14 protein-coding genes and 1 other annotated feature are annotated in these 16126 nt (G+C 51.3%); of the genes, 10 read left to right on the plus strand and 4 right to left on the minus strand.

Annotated features, from left to right (window positions below; genetic code table 11):
• The first annotated feature begins 80 nt into the window (after positions 1-80).
• The 4 genes from ATL17_RS16455 to ATL17_RS16470 all read left to right on the plus strand — a co-directional run bounded on the left by ATL17_RS16455 (position 81) and on the right by ATL17_RS16470 (position 5033).
• The gene (locus tag ATL17_RS16455) at positions 81-2339 is read left to right on the plus strand and encodes an ATP-binding cassette domain-containing protein (RefSeq protein ID WP_133573948.1); all 2259 of its coding nucleotides are present in this window, start codon (positions 81-83) and stop codon (positions 2337-2339) included.
• A 9-nt stretch (positions 2340-2348) separates the two neighbouring features.
• On the plus strand, positions 2349-3113 hold the full coding sequence (locus tag ATL17_RS16460) for a hypothetical protein (protein WP_133573949.1): 765 nt from the start codon (positions 2349-2351) through the stop codon (positions 3111-3113).
• Between the two features lie 114 nt (positions 3114-3227).
• Positions 3228-4613 (plus strand): MotA/TolQ/ExbB proton channel family protein, encoded by a 1386-nt coding sequence (locus ATL17_RS16465; protein WP_133573950.1) that lies wholly within the window; start codon positions 3228-3230, stop codon positions 4611-4613.
• 6 nt (positions 4614-4619) lie between these two features.
• Positions 4620-5033: a PilZ domain-containing protein gene (locus ATL17_RS16470; protein ID WP_133573951.1), complete on the plus strand. Its 414-nt coding sequence runs from the start codon at positions 4620-4622 to the stop codon at positions 5031-5033.
• Between the two features lie 72 nt (positions 5034-5105).
• Here ATL17_RS16470 and ATL17_RS16475 read toward each other — a convergent pair whose 3' ends face one another.
• The 3 genes from ATL17_RS16475 to ATL17_RS16485 all read right to left on the minus strand — a co-directional run bounded on the left by ATL17_RS16475 (position 5106) and on the right by ATL17_RS16485 (position 8442).
• Positions 5106-5966: a universal stress protein gene (locus tag ATL17_RS16475; protein ID WP_133573952.1), complete on the minus strand. Its 861-nt coding sequence runs from the start codon at positions 5964-5966 to the stop codon at positions 5106-5108.
• Positions 5967-5975: 9 nt separating this feature from the next.
• Positions 5976-7466, minus strand: coding sequence for a SulP family inorganic anion transporter (locus tag ATL17_RS16480; RefSeq protein ID WP_133573953.1), 1491 nt, complete (start codon positions 7464-7466; stop codon positions 5976-5978).
• A gap of 55 nt (positions 7467-7521) precedes the next feature.
• Positions 7522-7579, minus strand: a sequence feature (sul1 is cis-regulatory element that is thought to sense ions involved in sulfur or methionine metabolism; They are found in Alphaproteobacteria).
• Positions 7580-7662: 83 nt separating this feature from the next.
• Positions 7663-8442, minus strand: coding sequence for a DeoR/GlpR family DNA-binding transcription regulator (locus tag ATL17_RS16485; RefSeq protein WP_166639085.1), 780 nt, complete (start codon positions 8440-8442; stop codon positions 7663-7665).
• A gap of 197 nt (positions 8443-8639) precedes the next feature.
• Here ATL17_RS16485 and ATL17_RS16490 point away from each other — a divergent pair, with 197 nt between their 5' ends.
• The 6 genes from ATL17_RS16490 to ATL17_RS16515 are packed head-to-tail and all read left to right on the plus strand — an operon-like array spanning position 8640 to position 14468.
• Positions 8640-9611, plus strand: a complete 972-nt coding sequence (locus ATL17_RS16490; protein ID WP_133573997.1) for an ABC transporter substrate-binding protein — start codon at positions 8640-8642, stop codon at positions 9609-9611.
• Complete coding sequence (locus tag ATL17_RS16495; protein WP_133573954.1) at positions 9608-11317, plus strand: ABC transporter permease; 1710 nt, start codon at positions 9608-9610, stop codon at positions 11315-11317. Before ATL17_RS16490 ends, ATL17_RS16495 begins: the two co-directional genes overlap by 4 nt.
• Positions 11305-12366 carry an ABC transporter ATP-binding protein gene (locus ATL17_RS16500; protein WP_133573955.1) on the plus strand — a complete coding sequence of 354 codons (1062 nt, stop codon included), beginning with the start codon at positions 11305-11307 and terminating at the stop codon, positions 12364-12366. The genes ATL17_RS16495 and ATL17_RS16500 overlap by 13 nt, the downstream gene beginning before the upstream one ends.
• Positions 12359-13429 (plus strand): MBL fold metallo-hydrolase, encoded by a 1071-nt coding sequence (locus ATL17_RS16505; protein WP_133573956.1) that lies wholly within the window; start codon positions 12359-12361, stop codon positions 13427-13429. Before ATL17_RS16500 ends, ATL17_RS16505 begins: the two co-directional genes overlap by 8 nt.
• A complete protein-coding gene (locus ATL17_RS16510) occupies positions 13426-14034 on the plus strand; it encodes a histidine phosphatase family protein (RefSeq protein WP_133573957.1) in 609 nt (202 codons plus the stop codon). Before ATL17_RS16505 ends, ATL17_RS16510 begins: the two co-directional genes overlap by 4 nt.
• Positions 14022-14468: a phosphatase domain-containing protein gene (locus ATL17_RS16515; RefSeq protein WP_208111235.1), complete on the plus strand. Its 447-nt coding sequence runs from the start codon at positions 14022-14024 to the stop codon at positions 14466-14468. The genes ATL17_RS16510 and ATL17_RS16515 overlap by 13 nt, the downstream gene beginning before the upstream one ends.
• A gap of 6 nt (positions 14469-14474) precedes the next feature.
• Here ATL17_RS16515 and ATL17_RS16520 read toward each other — a convergent pair whose 3' ends face one another.
• Positions 14475-15833, minus strand: coding sequence for a sulfatase-like hydrolase/transferase (locus ATL17_RS16520; protein WP_133573958.1), 1359 nt, complete (start codon positions 15831-15833; stop codon positions 14475-14477).
• Positions 15834-16126 lie beyond the last annotated feature (293 nt).

Here is a 16126-nt window from a genome sequence, read left to right on the forward strand (position 1 = left end):
GACCTTATTAACCTTAACTAAATCTTTAAACAGGTCAGGTTAGGTAGAAATAATATAAAGATTTTAAAAAGTTACATATTTTGTCTCAGCAATTGGCCAAATCGATAGATGCGGGCGCAGCGTCAAATGAAACATCGCCAGTGGCGGTGGGTGAGCTTGACTTGCGCAAGGGAAAGTGGACGGAAAGCCAAAGCACGCGCGATGCCCAAAAAATCGAGTTTGCAGGATTTTTCTTTCCGGTGGCCGTGTGCAAAATTGCTAAAACTTGGCTGGGGGTTAATGCCCCGTCTGAGAGCGAGATTTTAGCGAGATTTGGTGCTTATCCGGCGCAGGAAACGCTGAAGAGCCTCGCCAAAGAGGTGCAGGCCGAACTTGGCTTTCATCGGGATCGCCCACAGCATTTGCTGCGACAGTCTTTTCCCCTACTGGCTGAGTTGAAGGACAATAAAGCGCTGATCATTTTAAGTGCTGAGCAAAACCACTTTAATGTGTTGGGTGAATCTGGCCGTCAAAAAATCAGCGCCGAACAATTGTTGCATAATCTCACAGGCAATTGGCTGCGCGTCCATCAAACCATTAAGGCTGATCAGCGGGCCAATCATGACGCGGAGCAGCGAAACAATCCTCCGCAAGAACCTGCACTTTGGCCAGCGTTGAAACGCTTAACGGCGATGGCCACACAAAATTACCGTCCCTTCTTTGTGCGACTTCTAACGGCGGCTTTTTTGTCGAATTTGCTGTTGGTGGTGCTGCCACTCTTTATCACGATTGTTTATGACCGTGTGGTGCCGCATGGCGCTTTTGAAACGCTGACTGCGCTCACTTTGGGCGTGGTGCTAGCCTTGTTGATCGATGTCGGTTTGCGTGCGTCGCGCGTAAATATGCAGGAAGCGATTGGGGTTAAACTTGGTCTCAATTTGCAATCTGCGCTTTATCGAAAGCTCGTTAGTGTTCCCTTGGCCACTGGGCAACAATTTGCCAAGGGCTTCACTTCCACTATAAATGAAATGGATCATGCCTCCTTGCTTGTGCCGACCCTTGTTACAGGCCTTTTGGCGGACCTTCCCTTTGTCATCTTGATGCTTGCGCTAGTTTACACGCTTACTGGGGTTGTGGTGTTGGTGCCTATCTGCGGCATTTTGATTATTGGCGCGGCAGTTGCGTGGGGTAGTTTCAATACGCAAAAAAATGCGCGTGCGACGCATGATGCCCGCGTAGAAGTGCAAGATCAGGCGAATGAAACCTGCGCCACGTTGGCTACGGCAAAAGCGACGCGAACGGAACATTTATTGCTTGATAGATGGGAGCGGCGCACAGACAATAGTGCATATCTCAACCATAAAACTCGGCAAGCCAGCGCGTTCTCAACGCAGTTAATGCTCAACATCACCCAGCTCACAATTGTGATGACCATTGTGGTGGGCGCCATCGAGGTAAATGCTGGCATGATGACATTGGGCAACTTGGCCGCAGCAACCTTGCTTGTTGGGCGTATTATCTCTCCCATCAGCCAGTTGATTATGCAATTGGGCCAAATTGGCAACTTGAAAAGCGGCATTACCAAAGCGATGACTTTGTTGGATTTGCCGGAAGAAGCTGGCGGAGATAGTACCCATTCAGGCGCACAAATCGAGGGCAATATCTCCCTACGCAACCTATCTTTCTCCTATCCAGGCGCCGCTGACCCTAGTTTGAAAAATATCAATCTAGACATACGTGCTGGCGAGCGGATCGGCATTATCGGCCGAAATGGCGGTGGTAAATCGACTTTGCTTAAATTGATTCCGCGCCTCTATGCCCCAACCGAGGGGCAGCTGATGTTTGATGGTTATGATGCACGGCAAATCTCACCGTTCATATTACGCCAGTCTATCGGATATATGAGCCAAGACACGGTTCTGATGAATGATAGTGTGCGGGCTAACATTCTTAATGGCGTTGAGAACGCGGCCCCTGAATGGTTAGCGAAGATCTCAAATATTTCTGGCGTTGGTGAAATTGTGCAGCGCCATCCGCAGGGATTCAACTTACCAGTTGGTCCAAGGGGTGAACATTTATCGGGCGGTGAGCGGCAGGCTGTCGGTCTGGCGCGCACCCTGGCTGCAAATCCAAAAATCTTGCTGTTGGACGAGCCAACGTCAGCAATGGACAACACCACTGAGGCGGCGTTGATCCAAAAAATGCCGGAAGTCTTGACAGATCGCACATTGATCGTGGCCACCCACCGCATGCAGCTTTTGCGTTTGGTTGATCGGATTATTTGGATCGAAAACGGTGTCATCATGGCCGATGGCCCCCGCGATCAAGTTCTGCAAAAATTGCAGTCAAAGGCGAGTTAGGAGATAATCATGGCACGCCGTCTTGAGGAAGAAGATAACCACTGGCCGGGCTTTGTGGATGCGCTCTCCACGATTGTGATGGTGGTGACGTTTCTGCTGATTATTCTGGGCATTGTGATTTTTGCTATTTCTCAGCAGATCGCAAAAACAGTGGTGACTGCAGAAGTTTCTGGCAAACCGCCCACCGAACAAATCGAAAATGATGTTTTAGACGAGAACACACCTCAGGTCGCCGAAGTGAAGCCGGAGGGCGAGCCGGTGGAAAAACAACCCACCCCTGCTCCAAGCGATGTTGGCATTAAAGAGCCCCAGCAAAGCGATACGCTGACGCAAGCAGAAGCTGTTGAAACTCAAAATGAGCTGCAAATTCAATCGCGACGGGTGATTGAGGAGAAGCAAGTGGTGGTGGCCACTGAAGAGGAAGCTTCAAAAGAAACGCCCGATGAAGTCGTGGTCGAAAGTGCTGCACAAATTCTGACGGTTATATTCAAAGGCAAAGGCCTTGAAGTGACCGAGGATGCAGGCGCGGAAATTCAAACTTTCTTGGAAGAAAATCGCGACCAATTGCGGGGTGCAAAGCTAACCGCTTGGGGCTTTTACGATCCTGCAGCTACTGCACAGTCGCAAGCCAAACGCAAAGCCTACTTCCGGGTGCTCTCTGTGCGCAACGTGTTGATCAATTCAGGATTTGAGGGAGAAAGCCTCACCATTAATGTGCGCCCTGCCCCAACCGCTGAGGAAATTGACCAAGTGCGGGTTTTCGTCGGTGAATAGTTCTTAAAACTGAATATCTAAATCCGAACAATTAGTTGCAGTTTTTCTTAACCAAATCTGCATCTATCCCTGTCAGCCTTGGAACCAAAGCTTGCGTATTTTAGGTAATTTCGAATGATCAAAACCATTCACACTCCGCTTATCCGTATGTCCGTCGTATTTGGCGTGCTGATGCTGCTGTCGGCTTGGCAATATGAGTTCATTATTACAGCGACTTCAGCCAATGTGATGCTAAATGTCACGATTTTTGCGACATTTTTCTTTGGTGTGGCGCTTACCTATCGCAACATTCTTCGCCTCAAAAATGAGCAATTGGCCTATCTTGCCATGCGCGAACATTATGAAGATTGCATGATCGAGAAACGCGGCAATGTGATGGATCCATTGTGGCGCCACTACCGCTGTAAAGAATTGGCTGCAGTTTACCACAAGCCTGAAGTTCTTGGCCCTACCTACCAGCTCATCACCGAAGAATTGATGAGAAATAAGGACATTAATCTTTCGCCTGCCACCATGCAGACCCTGCTAGATGCAATTGATGCGCGTTTGGCTGATCGGAAATCATTGACCCAATATGTTGCTGGCATTCTAGTGCTCCTTGGTCTGATTGGTACTTTCCTTGGTCTTATGGTCACACTGGCATCTGTTGGCGAGATTTTGGCGGCGATCGATCTAACGGGTGGAGACCCATCAGCAGCCATTCAAAATCTAATGACAAAACTTCAAGTTCCACTCCAAGGCATGGCAACAGGTTTTAGCTCGTCTTTGTTTGGCTTGGTGACCTCGCTCGTATTGGGTCTGATGGTGCGTTTCTGCTCTATGGCGTTTTCTGAGTTTGTGCAGGATATTGAAGGCTGGATGTCCACCATTGTGGAGATTGATGCGGAAAGCAAAGTAAAAGCGGGCACCCCAGCGGCACAAGCAATGATTGAAGAAAAACGTCTAAGCTTGATCATGCGGACAGCACGTCTCAGCGCAGCATCTAACACTCGCATTAACGAGAAGCTTTCACGCTTGACCGATGCGATTGAAGATTTGACCTTGGATACGCGTGAGCAGCGCCAAGCGCTTAATGCGCTTATTATGGTGCAAAAACAAACCAATGAATCTCACCGATTGTTGCATGGTGCTATGCACAAAACCATTGATGCGGTGCACTTCATTTCAGCCAATCAAAATATGAAAAATGAATTGGTTGAGACGGCTAACAGCTTATCACGACAGCTTGAACTGCGCGATGAGGCCGTAACTGATCAGCTCAGAAACATTGATCTACAAATTGCCAGCCTCAACCGCAATCACGAGCAGGTGCTGAAGGTTGAGCATGAGATTGATGCACTTGACCCATATGCATTGCTGAAGGACATCAAAGCAAGCCTAGCGGAAGGCGATATGGAAGGCGTGCGCCACCACATGGCAGAACATGAGGCGCCAGCGGCCCAAAAAAGCGAGTCTGAGCAGAAGCCAGAACACCGCAAAGCCACAAACGCAGCGCAATAGGAGATCATGATGAACAACCCTCATGCTCATGAAATGCAGGCCAAGCCAGTCAATGAATTGGTCGCAAAGCAATCAGAAACGCTGCGGCGACGTATCGATAAAGACCAAGAGAAAAACGCTCACAAGCGAAAATTTCAGCGGCACCCTACATTCGCTGTGGCAACGTTGATGCTGCTAGACAATTCGCACATTTTTGATGGTGTGGTAACTGAAGTATCATCTGGTGGCGTGAAGTTCCGTCCAGCCTCATCATTCCTGCAAGAGCGGAATGGAGACCGTGTTGCCGTCAAGATTGATGAAATTCAATCAAGTGGCGTGATCCGTGCTTCTCGGGCAGACGGATACGGCATTCAGCTTTTGGATAAGCTGTCACCAGAAGAGATGGACCATATTTTGCAAAATTATGGCGTAAAAACCTAGATTTATCGCTGCCCATTTCAACTTTTAATAACGGGCGGCTCAACAATGAACGCGCCCGTCATATTTGAACATTTAATGCACCAACATAATCGCGATTTTGCAGGCCCGGATCATTTCCATGGTGGTGGAGCCGATGAAGAGCGAGCGCAGGCGTGAGTGGCTGAAAGCCCCCATCACCAGCAATTGATATTCCTGATTATTGGCGAGGTCGGCCAGTGCCTTATCCGCATCGCCGGAAAGTACTTGCTGTTCTGTGGTCAAGCCCGCCGCTTGCAGCTTTTGCGTTGCGGTGTCGAGCGCGGCCTGCACCTTGTCAGAAGGTTTGCCCACATAAGCCAGCGTGACATCAAGACCCTGATAGAGGGGCGATGTCGCCACCAATTCAACAGCTTTGAGCGACGAAGCGCCGCCGTCAAATGCCACCAACACTTTCTTCACCGGGGTGAAAGAGCGGTTGGCCACAAATACTGGCTTATGGCTGGCGCGGATAACGCGCTCAAGGTTGGAACCCAAATGGCCGGTGGCCAATTTGTGTGCTTCGCCACGTTTGCCCACCACGATCACATCGCCGGTTTCTTCCTTGGCCGCGATGGTTTCCACCAGATCGCCTTGGCGCAATCGGGTTTGCACCTCAATGTCGCCATCGCCCTGAATGATGGTCTTTGCATCTTCCAAAATGGCACGGCCATGCTCTTGTGCAAGCTTTGAACGCTCCATATCCAACGCACTCAATTTGTCGAGCAATTGGGTGCGCGCACCAAGCACAATGGCACCGCTTAGATCATCACTATCGGCCGCATTGCGGCGGCCCATAATGTGATAGACCTTCACTTTAGATTGGGTGCGTTGCGCCATCCAGGCGGCGTAATGGCAGACGCTTTCTGAGTAAGCAGATCCGTCAACCAAGGCTAAAATCGTTTGGCTTTGCATCATTACGCTCCTTTAATGGCCCATCAATTTATCAAGGGCGCCGGGTTTGTCGTGAATGGCGAGCTTGTCGACAATGGTTTCAGAGGCTTTGTTCAGCCCCACAATGTCCACTTCTGCCCCGTCACGACGGAACTTTAGCACCGCCATGTCCAATGCGGCCACAGACGAAATGTCCCAGATATGGGCACGGCTCACATCAATGGTGACCTTTTCAGGTGCTTCTTTGAAGTCAAAGCTTTTCATAAAGTCTTCGCTCGATGCAAAGAACAACTGGCCTTCAACAACATAAGTCCGGTGGCTGCCATCTTCGTTGATCTCTGTGCGCACGCGGAACAATTGAGAAATTTTCCACGCAAAGAAAATGCCAGAGAGCAGCACGCCCACCAGCACGCCAATGGCGAGATTGTGGGTGTAGATCACGAAAAACACCGTGGCCACCATCACGATGGACGATGATTTGGGATGCTCTTTCAAATTCTTGATGGAGGACCAAGAAAAAGTCCCGATCGAGACCATGATCATGATCGCCACAAGCGCAGCCATAGGAATGATGGATACGATATCATCAAGGATCACCACCATGATCAACAACACAGTGCCAGCAATAAAGGCAGATAAGCGCCCGCGGCCACCCGATTTCACGTTGATGATGGATTGGCCAATCATGGCACAGCCTGCCATGCCGCCAATAAAGCCAGTGGCCGTGTTGGCGATGCCCTGGCCAATACATTCCTGATTGCGATCTGAATTGGTGTCGGTCAAATCATCCACGATTTGCTGGGTCATCAAGCTTTCCAGCAACCCCACAACAGCAACGCCCAAAGAATATGGGAAAACAATCTGCAAGGTTTCAAAATTCAACGGAATGTTCGGGATCAAAAATACAGGTAGCGTATCGGGCAACTCGCCCATATCGCCTACGGTGCGCACGTCAAGGCCCAGCACCACGGTCAAAATGGTCAAGATGATGATGGTGACCAATGGAGATGGCACCGCTTTGGTGAGGCGGGGGAATAGATAAATAATCGCCAAGCCCAGCGCGACCAAGCCATAAGTCAATGGCGGCACCTTGCTTGGGTCCAGCTCCGGCAATTGCGCCATGAAAATCAAGATGGCCAGCGCGTTCACAAATCCGGTCATTACCGATTTGGACACAAAGCGCATCACATAACCGAGGCGCAAAAAGCCGGCTGCAATTTGTAGCAAACCAGCCAACACAGTGGCGGCAAGCAAATATTGCAAACCATGGTCTTTCACCAGGGTCACCATCAACACGGCGGTGGCCGCGGTCGCGGCAGAGATCATGCCGGGGCGACCACCCACAAAAGCGATGATCACCGCAATGGAGAAACTGGCGTAAAGACCGACCTTTGGGTCAACACCTGCGATAATGGAAAAGGCAATAGCTTCAGGAATAAGGGCAAGGGCCACCACAATACCTGAAAGGAGATCGCCACGAATGTTGCCGAACCATTGCTGGCGATATTGAGAGAGAGTCAACATAATGATTTTGTACCCATAAGCGTTGTGCTTATTTGTGTTTGGAGTTCTTTATTCTGATTATCCAGCGGATCGGCGGCTGGAAGAGCCACCCTGGCATCTCACCAAGGTCCAAATGGTTGCGCTCGTTATATTGGTTTGAAGCTAATCGTCAATCCATTGCCGGATTTATCTGACCTAGATTTCAAAAATATGTCGCTTAAACCGCGATCAATTTTGTGCCTTGGTCGGCGCAGCGTTTCATGGCGGTTGGCGACAAGGTGCCAGTGTGCACCACAATATCATAGTCCGCTAAGTGTCCGTCGCAGCAGGTGGCGGCGCGGCCGATTTTTGTGCTGTCCAACACCAGAATGCGCTGTTTGGCACAATTGGCGATGGCGTGGCGCGCGCGCACTTCATCCTGATTAAAGTCGAGTATGGCACCATCTTCCGCCAGGCCGCCAATGCTGAAAATGGCAATGTCGACAGTATATTTCGCAAAAAACTCAATTGCTTCCGCGCCGATAAAATCCAAATCGCGCAACCGCACTTTGCCGCCAGCCATGGTGATGGTGACGGATGGGTTTGCCCGCAGGGCCAAAACAGCATGGATATTGTTGGTGGCCACAAACAGATTTTGTTTGTTGATCAGGGCGCGGGCCACCTCTTCGGCGGTGGTACCGGTGCCAATGGCAAGACTTGCGCCTTCAGGCACAAGTTCAGCCACTTTCGCAGCGATCCGGCATTTATCATCTTGCGCTAAGCTAGTGCGGGGCAAATAGCCGATATTTTCTGCCGGGGTGCTGAGGCTGGCATTGCCGTGGCGGCGTTTGATCAGTTGCAACTCGTCAAGCTCACGCAAATCCGTGCGTACCGTTTGCACGGTGACGTTTAAAAAATCGGCCAGTTGCCCGGCAGACAGTTCGCCATAGCGTGACAAAAGGTCGACAATTTGGTCTCGCCGTCGGGCTTTTTCCTGCGCGCGCACTTTTGATCTCATATTTTCGTTCGAAAACAAGTTTGGTCAGTTCAAAGGTAAATCCAGCGTCATATGAGCGCAACCATAAAATTATTCCTTTGAGAAAATAAAGAAATCAAACTGTCATTTAGCTGTCATTTAGCGTGGGTAAAGCCATGTGCGTCGTCTTCGAACACCGCCTCTAATTTTCGTTCGAAAGTTAAAAACTGGAGATTATGATGAAAACCTTCCTATATGCAGCCTCTTTTGCGCTTGTGGCCCCAATGGTCGCTCAGGCAGAAACTCTCACCCTTTACACATCGCAGCCAAATGCTGATGCACAGCAAACTGTTGATGCGTTTAAAGCGGCACATCCCGGCATCGAAGTTGAGTGGGTGCGCGATGGCACCACCAAATTGATGGCGCGCCTTTATGCTGAAATTGAAGCGGGTAACCCACAGCCAGACGTTTTGTTGATTGCGGACACAGTAACCCTTGAGGGCATGGCGCAAGAAGGCTTGTTGCAGGCTTATCAATCAAGCGAAGCGGCCGCCTATGACGAAGCGTTGTTTAGCGCTGGTGGCTATTATTATTCCACCAAACTGATCACCACAGGCATCGTATACAATACGGGCGCTGACAAAGTGCCAACCGCTTGGGCCGATTTGGCGGCTGACGATATGAAGGGTTTGGTGGCGATGCCATCACCGCTTTATTCAGGTGCGGCATTGATCCATTTGGCCGCGCTCACAGCCAATGAAGAACTGGGTTGGGATTATTACGAAAAGTTGGCGGCCAATGAAGCCCGTGCAGAAGGCGGCAATGGTGGCACATTTAAAGCTGTTGCCTCTGGCGAAAAGCCATATGGCGTGGTTGTCGACTTTTTGGCCATCCGCAACAAGGCAGACGGTTCACCAGTGGATTTCGTATTCCCTGAAGAAGGCGTAACCTATGTAACAGAGCCAGTGGCTATTTTGGAAAGCGCCAAAAATGTGGATGCGGCGCAAAAGTTCGTCGACTTTGTGTTGAGCCAAGAAGGCCAAGAATTGGTGCTGGATATGGGTTACATCCCTGCCCGCAACGACATGGCTGTGCCTGCTGGTTTCCCAAGCCGTGACGAGATCAAATTGATGGCATTTGATCCAGCCGACGCATTGAAAAATGCGGAGAGCAACAAAGAAAAATTCGCAGAAACTTTCGGTGTGAAATGACCGCAATTTTTGCGTCACATACAAAGGGTAGCCGGTTCGAGGATCGGCTGCTCCCTCTTGTTTTACTGCCCCTAATTCTGTTGATCCTTGCGCCGGTCGCCCGGCTGCTGCTGGAGGCGTTTGATGGCCCATCTGGTTGGGGGCTGTCTCACTTCGCCAAAATTTTCGCAGCGGAAAGCACGCAAACGGCTTTGTGGCATTCCTTGTTCACGGCTGGTGTGGGCACATTGATTTCTATCGTTTTGGGCAGCCTTTTTGCCTTCGTGGTGGCGCTCACCGATTTGCGCGGTAAAGCAGCATTGGTGTTTTGCTTGATGATCCCCATGATGATCCCGCCGCAGATCACCGCGCTGGCCTGGACGCAAATGATGGGCCCTTCTTCTGTTTTATTAAAAAGCGTTGGCCTTGCGCCGCCCTTGGGCGCGCCGCAGCCGCTTTATTCTGACTGGGGCATCGCCCTTTTGTTGGGCATCCAACATACCTCGATTATTTTCCTCACCCTGCGCGCTGGCTTGCGGATGATCCCGGCTGAAGCCGTTGAAGCGGCGCGCATTTCTGGCGCAAAAGGTTTGCGCGTTTGGTGGCAAATTATTGTGCCACTAAGCCTACCCAGCTTGGCGGCTGGCACGGCAATGGCCTTCGTCACCGCTTTGGGCAATTTTGGTATTCCCGCCATGCTGGGCATCCCGGCACGCTATTCCACATTGCCCACATTGATCTATCAACGCTTGGCAGGTCTCGGCCCTTCCGTTCTTTCCGAAGTGGCGGTTTTGGCTGTGATTATCGGCGCAATCGCTCTCGTTGGCGTTTTGGCCCACAAATTGCTGTTGAAGCGGAAAGCCTACGGCTTGGTCGGCACCTCCTCGCGCCCTTTGTCTATTTCCCTTGGCAAATGGCGCTTCCTCACCGAGTTGGGCCTATGGTTGATCATTTTTTGCATTTTGGTTTTACCGCTGATTGCATTGGTGATGACCTCTTTGGTGCCTGCTTATGGTGTGCCGCTTACGCTGGAGACATTGAGCTTTAAGGGCTGGCACGAAGCGTTGTTCCGTCAGCCCGTCACCATGCGCGCTTTCAGCAACTCATTTATGCTGGCTGCGGGGGCTGCCATTGTGTTGATGACGTTGTGTTTGCCACTAGCATGGATGATGCAGCGGCGGCCTTCGCAATTGACGCGTTTTATCGATTCAATTGTGGATCTGCCTTATGCCTTGCCCGGTGTTGTGCTGGCCATCGCCTGCATCCTCACCTTCATCAATCTGCCCTTCACCGACTGGAGTCTATACGGCACCATTTGGATCATCTTTATCGCCTATTTGGCGCGGTTTATGACCGTGATGTTGCGGCCCATTCAATCCAGCCTGTCGCAGCTTGATCCCACCATGGAAGAAGCAGCGCAAGCGGTGGGGGCAAGGCTGTTTAAGCGGTTGCGCACTGTGTTGCTGCCTTTGGTGGCGCCGAGTGCGGCGGCAGGGGCAATCCTTGTGTTTCTAACTGCCTTTAATGAGCTCACTGTGTCGGCGCTTTTATGGTCCTCCGGCACTGAAACGCTCGGCGTGGTGATTTTTAATTTGGACGATAGTGGCGAAACCGTCATGGCCTCTGCTGTTTCAGTGGCCGTGGTGGCGGTGGTGATCGCGCTGATGGGGGGCATTCAATTGCTGGCCCAAAGACTGCCTAAAGGAGTTGTGCCATGGCAGAATTAATCATGGAAAATGTGCAAAAGCATTTTGATGGCGCGCCTGCCCTTGCGGGCATTGATGCGCAAATTTCAGATGGCGAATTTGTTGCTTTGCTCGGCCCGTCAGGCTGCGGCAAAACCACCTTGCTGCGCTTATTGGCTGGATTCGAACAGCCAAGCGAAGGCCGTCTGCATATTGGTGATCAGCAAGTCGCGTGCGCCCGCTCAAACCTGTTTGTGCCACCGGAAGAGCGCAATATTGGCATTGTGTTTCAGTCCTATGCCTTGTGGCCGCATATGAGCGTAAAGCGCAATATTGCCTACCCGCTGGAAGTGCGCCGCATGCCAAAGCAAGAGCGCGACAAAAAAGTAGAGGAAGCATTGGCCTTAACTGGCTTAGGGCCTTATGCAAATCGTTCCCCTGCCGCGCTTTCTGGTGGGCAAAGGCAACGGGTTGCCCTAGCGCGATGCTTGGTCACGGATCCGCGTGCCGTTCTGCTGGATGAGCCCTTGGCCAATTTGGATTTAGCATTGCGTGCGACCATGCAAGAAGCCTTTGCGCAGTTCCATCAACGCACGGGCGCGACCATGGTTTATGTCACCCACGACCAGACCGAGGCGATGGCCATGGCTGATCGGGTGGCGGTGATGGAAAAAGGTAAAATCCGTCAGTTTGCTTCGCCGGAACAGCTTTATAATGAGCCGGACAATAGCTTTGTGGCAGACTTTGTGGGTGAAGGTGCTGTGGTCCCCGCGCGCGCTATTGGCACGCGAACACATGATCAAATTGAAATGCAGTTTTTGGGTCATCGCTTTACGGCGCGGGCCAAAATCGATGCGCCAACTCATGTGTGCATTCGTCCCGAACATTTGCGCTTTGATGATGACGCCCCTTTGCGTGCAAAGGTGAAAACCACCACCTATTTGGGCGGCAAATTTCGGGTGAAATTGGAAACATTGTGCGGCCAAATGCTGGTGGCGCTCAGCCCCCATCGCCTGCAAAATGATATGGCCATTGGGTTGGACATTGTGTCCCCATGGGCCTTTGCCGATGGCGAGGTCAGCCATGGCTAAAATTGAAATTCTGTCAGGCTTGGGCGCAAAAGGCCCCGCCTGTATTCGCCTGCATATTAACGATGAAATTTGGTTGCTCGATTGTGGGCATGGGCCGGAAGATCATACACCGTTTGATCCAAACTGGCTTGAAGGCGCAGCCAAGGTTTTCATTAGCCATGATCATATTGACCATATTGGCGGCGCGGGCCATGTGATCGCGAGCAATATCCCGATCTATTGCACTGCAACCACCGCCAAAGCTTTGCCCGAGGGGGCAAAATTGCATCTGTTGCCTGAGCGTGGCGAAACCATAATTGACGGGGTGAAACTCACCACCGGGCGCAATGGCCATGCCTTGGGCGGTGTGTGGTTTCATTTTGCATTGGGGGATGGGCTGTTCTATTCCGGCGATTGGTCAGAGGAAAGCAACTGGTTTGCCTTTGATGTGCCGCCTAAAGCGGAGCTTGCTTTGCTCGATGCCTCCTATCATTTAAACAATGTGCCGCAGGCGATGCATCGGCAAAATATGGTGGCGCTGATCGCGCAGCTTGACGGGCAAATGCTGTTCCCGGTGCCCCCTTCTGGGCGTGCAGCGGAACTGGCCTTGTTCCTCAGCCAATTTGGCGAGGTGAGTTTGGATCAAACGTGCCAAGCCGCAGTGAACCAGGCATTGGCGATGGGTGAATTGGATGGGCTTTGCGCCGAAGGGCAACTCAAGGCAGAGCGCCTGTTGCATCCCTTCAATTCCGATGCGCGTTTTTTGATTTGCGACAACCCGAATGCCGATGGAGGCCTTGCTTGGGAGCTGACCCAAAAATACGCCGCAGCAAATCGATTGGGTGTGGATGTGCACTTGATTTTTACTGGCCATATGACGGTGCATGCCCGCAATCTTAAGGCCCAATATCAAGGGCATTTTTGCCGTTGGAATGTGCATCCGCCATTGCAAGATCAGGTCAAAATGCTGAACCGCTTAGACGCCAAATATTATGCCCCGCTTTTTTGCGATGGGCCGGAAGCGTACAATGAACGGCCAGAGATTTCCGCTCAGATGATCGGCACGGAGCGAATTTCTCTATGAGCATGATTTTACCAAAACGCACCTTTTGTCTCATTCGCCATGGGGAAACTGTCGCCAATCGTGATGGGCTGATTGCAGGTCATTGGGATGTTGAATTGACAGTGCAAGGTCTTGCGGAAGCAAAGATGCTTCGGCAGTTTCAATGGCCATCGCAATTGGTGCTTTATGCCAGCCCTCTGAAGCGGGCCATGCAAACGGCACAATTGGGCTTTTTGGACCATGAGCCAATTCTCGATATCAAATTGAAAGAGCGGGATTGGGGCGCACTTGAGGGGCAAGATTTGTCTCAGCTTTGTCCGCGACAGCACACGCCGCCAAAGGGCGAGTCCTGGGCCGATTTTGTGGAGCGAAAGCAATGTGCGCTCACCAAAATATTGCTGCGCAGTTCTCCCGGCTTGCCTGTAATCGTGGCGCATTCGGGCACGATCAGAGCTGTCCGGTTTTTGCTGGGCTTGGATTTTGATGGCCCCCGCCCGGCCAATGGCCAACCAATCTTTTACTCCCCTGATGGGCAACAAAATTGGCGCGAATATCGGTTGACGCGGTCGACCAATATTTCGGCGCTTATGACAGAAAATCAAAAGGAAGAAATGTGGACTGCGTAATATTTGATATAGATGGCACCTTGGCGCATTTTGATGCGCCGCGCTTGGGCCATCTGGTGCATGGTGAAACCAAATTTTGGGATGAATTCCACACTGAAATGGCCACCGCGCCTGTGATTGATGCTGTCGCAACGCTTTTGAAAAAGCTCCATAAAAGTGGCGATAAGATCGTGCTTTGCTCCGGCCGCCCGGCGGGTTGGCAAGCCCAAACAGAGGCGTGGTTGCAGCAAGAAGAAATTCCGTATGACGGCATTTTCCTGCGCCATGAAGAAGATGATCACCTTAGCGATCCGGCCGTGAAGCAAAAATTGTTGGACGATATTCGACAAGCCGGGTTCAACCCATGGCTTGTGGTGGATGACCGTTCTGCTGTTGTGCAATTCTGGCGCGATGCAGGCTTGGTGTGCCTGCAATGTGCACCGGGCGATTTCTAAGCCAAGTTATTCGGCTTTCGCTTTCAGCGCGAACCAGGCCACCTTATCCTTCTGAAACTTGCCGCGACCATTGCGGGTCCATAAAGGCGGATGATGGTCGCCAACCACAATGATGTCGGTTGGCGGCAGGTCTGGATCGTTTGCAATTTCAGCAACACGATCGATCACATCCATCCACATTTCGGTCATGTCGCAAATGAACCGATCACCAAACGGCCCGCCCGTTTCGCATGCGAAATATTCAGTGCCTTCATCCGGGGCGATGGGAATGTGCGAGTTGAGCGTCAGCCAATAGGTGAAACGCGGTTTGGTTGCCCCATCGGTCAAATAGGCTTGAAGCTGATCGGCAACGGCCATATCGCACAAGCCCTCAAAGGTGACGCCGCATAAGGGCAATTGGTCTGCCGTATAGCGTTTGGCCAGATCTGTGGCGAAATAGGATTGTTCAAATCCGACTTTAGGGTACCAATCTGACCTGGAGAAGAACGAGCCGAAATAGGCGTGGAAGGATGCCGTTTCAAATCCGTTTTTTTGCAGCCGTTGCGGCAAGCAATCGATAGATTGGCCTTCTAGAAAGTCGAGATAATCTCCCCAGCGGCCGCAAAGCTCACGCATTTCACCGCTTGTGGTCGAACCGGTATAAGGTGCGGTGCCGGCTGAAATCTCATAGCGACTTTCCAGTCCCTTACCTTGAAGTCGGCTGGCCAGATAATTTTGGTGTTCGGGGTTTTCGAAGGCACCCATGCCTTCAACCATCACAAACAGCACGTTGTTTTCCGGCAGTACATTTGGTGAAACCAACTGACTTTCCTGTATGGCGGAGCCGAAGGTCGGTGGAGCGCCAAGATCGTGTGTCAGCAGCATTAGTGGCCGCACGCCACTCATCGCATTGGCTCCCACAATCACAAATACGCAAAAGAAGGCAGGCAGTAGGCTGACATCGCGCATGGCAGTGCGATGCCGCTTGAGCAGATAGAGCGCCGCGCTGAAACTGATCAAAAGTCCGCCAGCAATCAGCAAATAGGTGGTCGAGGCAAACAGGTTGAACGACACCATATAATGCAAGGAATGCAGCAGCAATTTGGGATGCAGCATAAATATGGATGAGATGACGATGATCACATCAAAGGCCAAAATGCCGAGATAAAGAATGGCCGTGAGCCAAATCGGCACCCGAAGCGCCAAAATTCCCGCCAATAGATAGAGGCAGAGGACCACGGTCCGGTCGATATAGGTCAGAAACGATAGGACGATGAACACTAGATTGGGCAGCAGAACTGCGCAAAGGGCAAAAAGCCATGCGCCGGGCGCGCGAAATTCTTGCCAGAAGCTGTTTTCAACGGTGCGTTCTGAAATATTCGACAAGCTATGTTCCAAATCTATATTGCGAAGATGGCGATTAAACTACGTCCAAGCGCTTAAATTTGGGTTACACTCGCGGAAGTTGAAATCACATTCTTTTCCGTCGCAATTATTGGCTAAAAATTATTGCGCTTGCTATTTTGTGCAATGAGGCGCATAACAGACGCACGTTTAACGCCATCATTGGCGATCTGATCTACCGGTTAACCGGTTTGCTTGGCTTCTCCCTGATTTCTAAAAACGTTGCACCCTTCGGGCATGTTGCCTGCGGGGAAATTCGCTCATGCGCCCAATGT

The sequence above is a fragment of the Maritalea mobilis genome (assembly GCF_004363175.1).
GTDB lineage: Bacteria > Pseudomonadota > Alphaproteobacteria > Rhizobiales > Devosiaceae > Maritalea > Maritalea mobilis.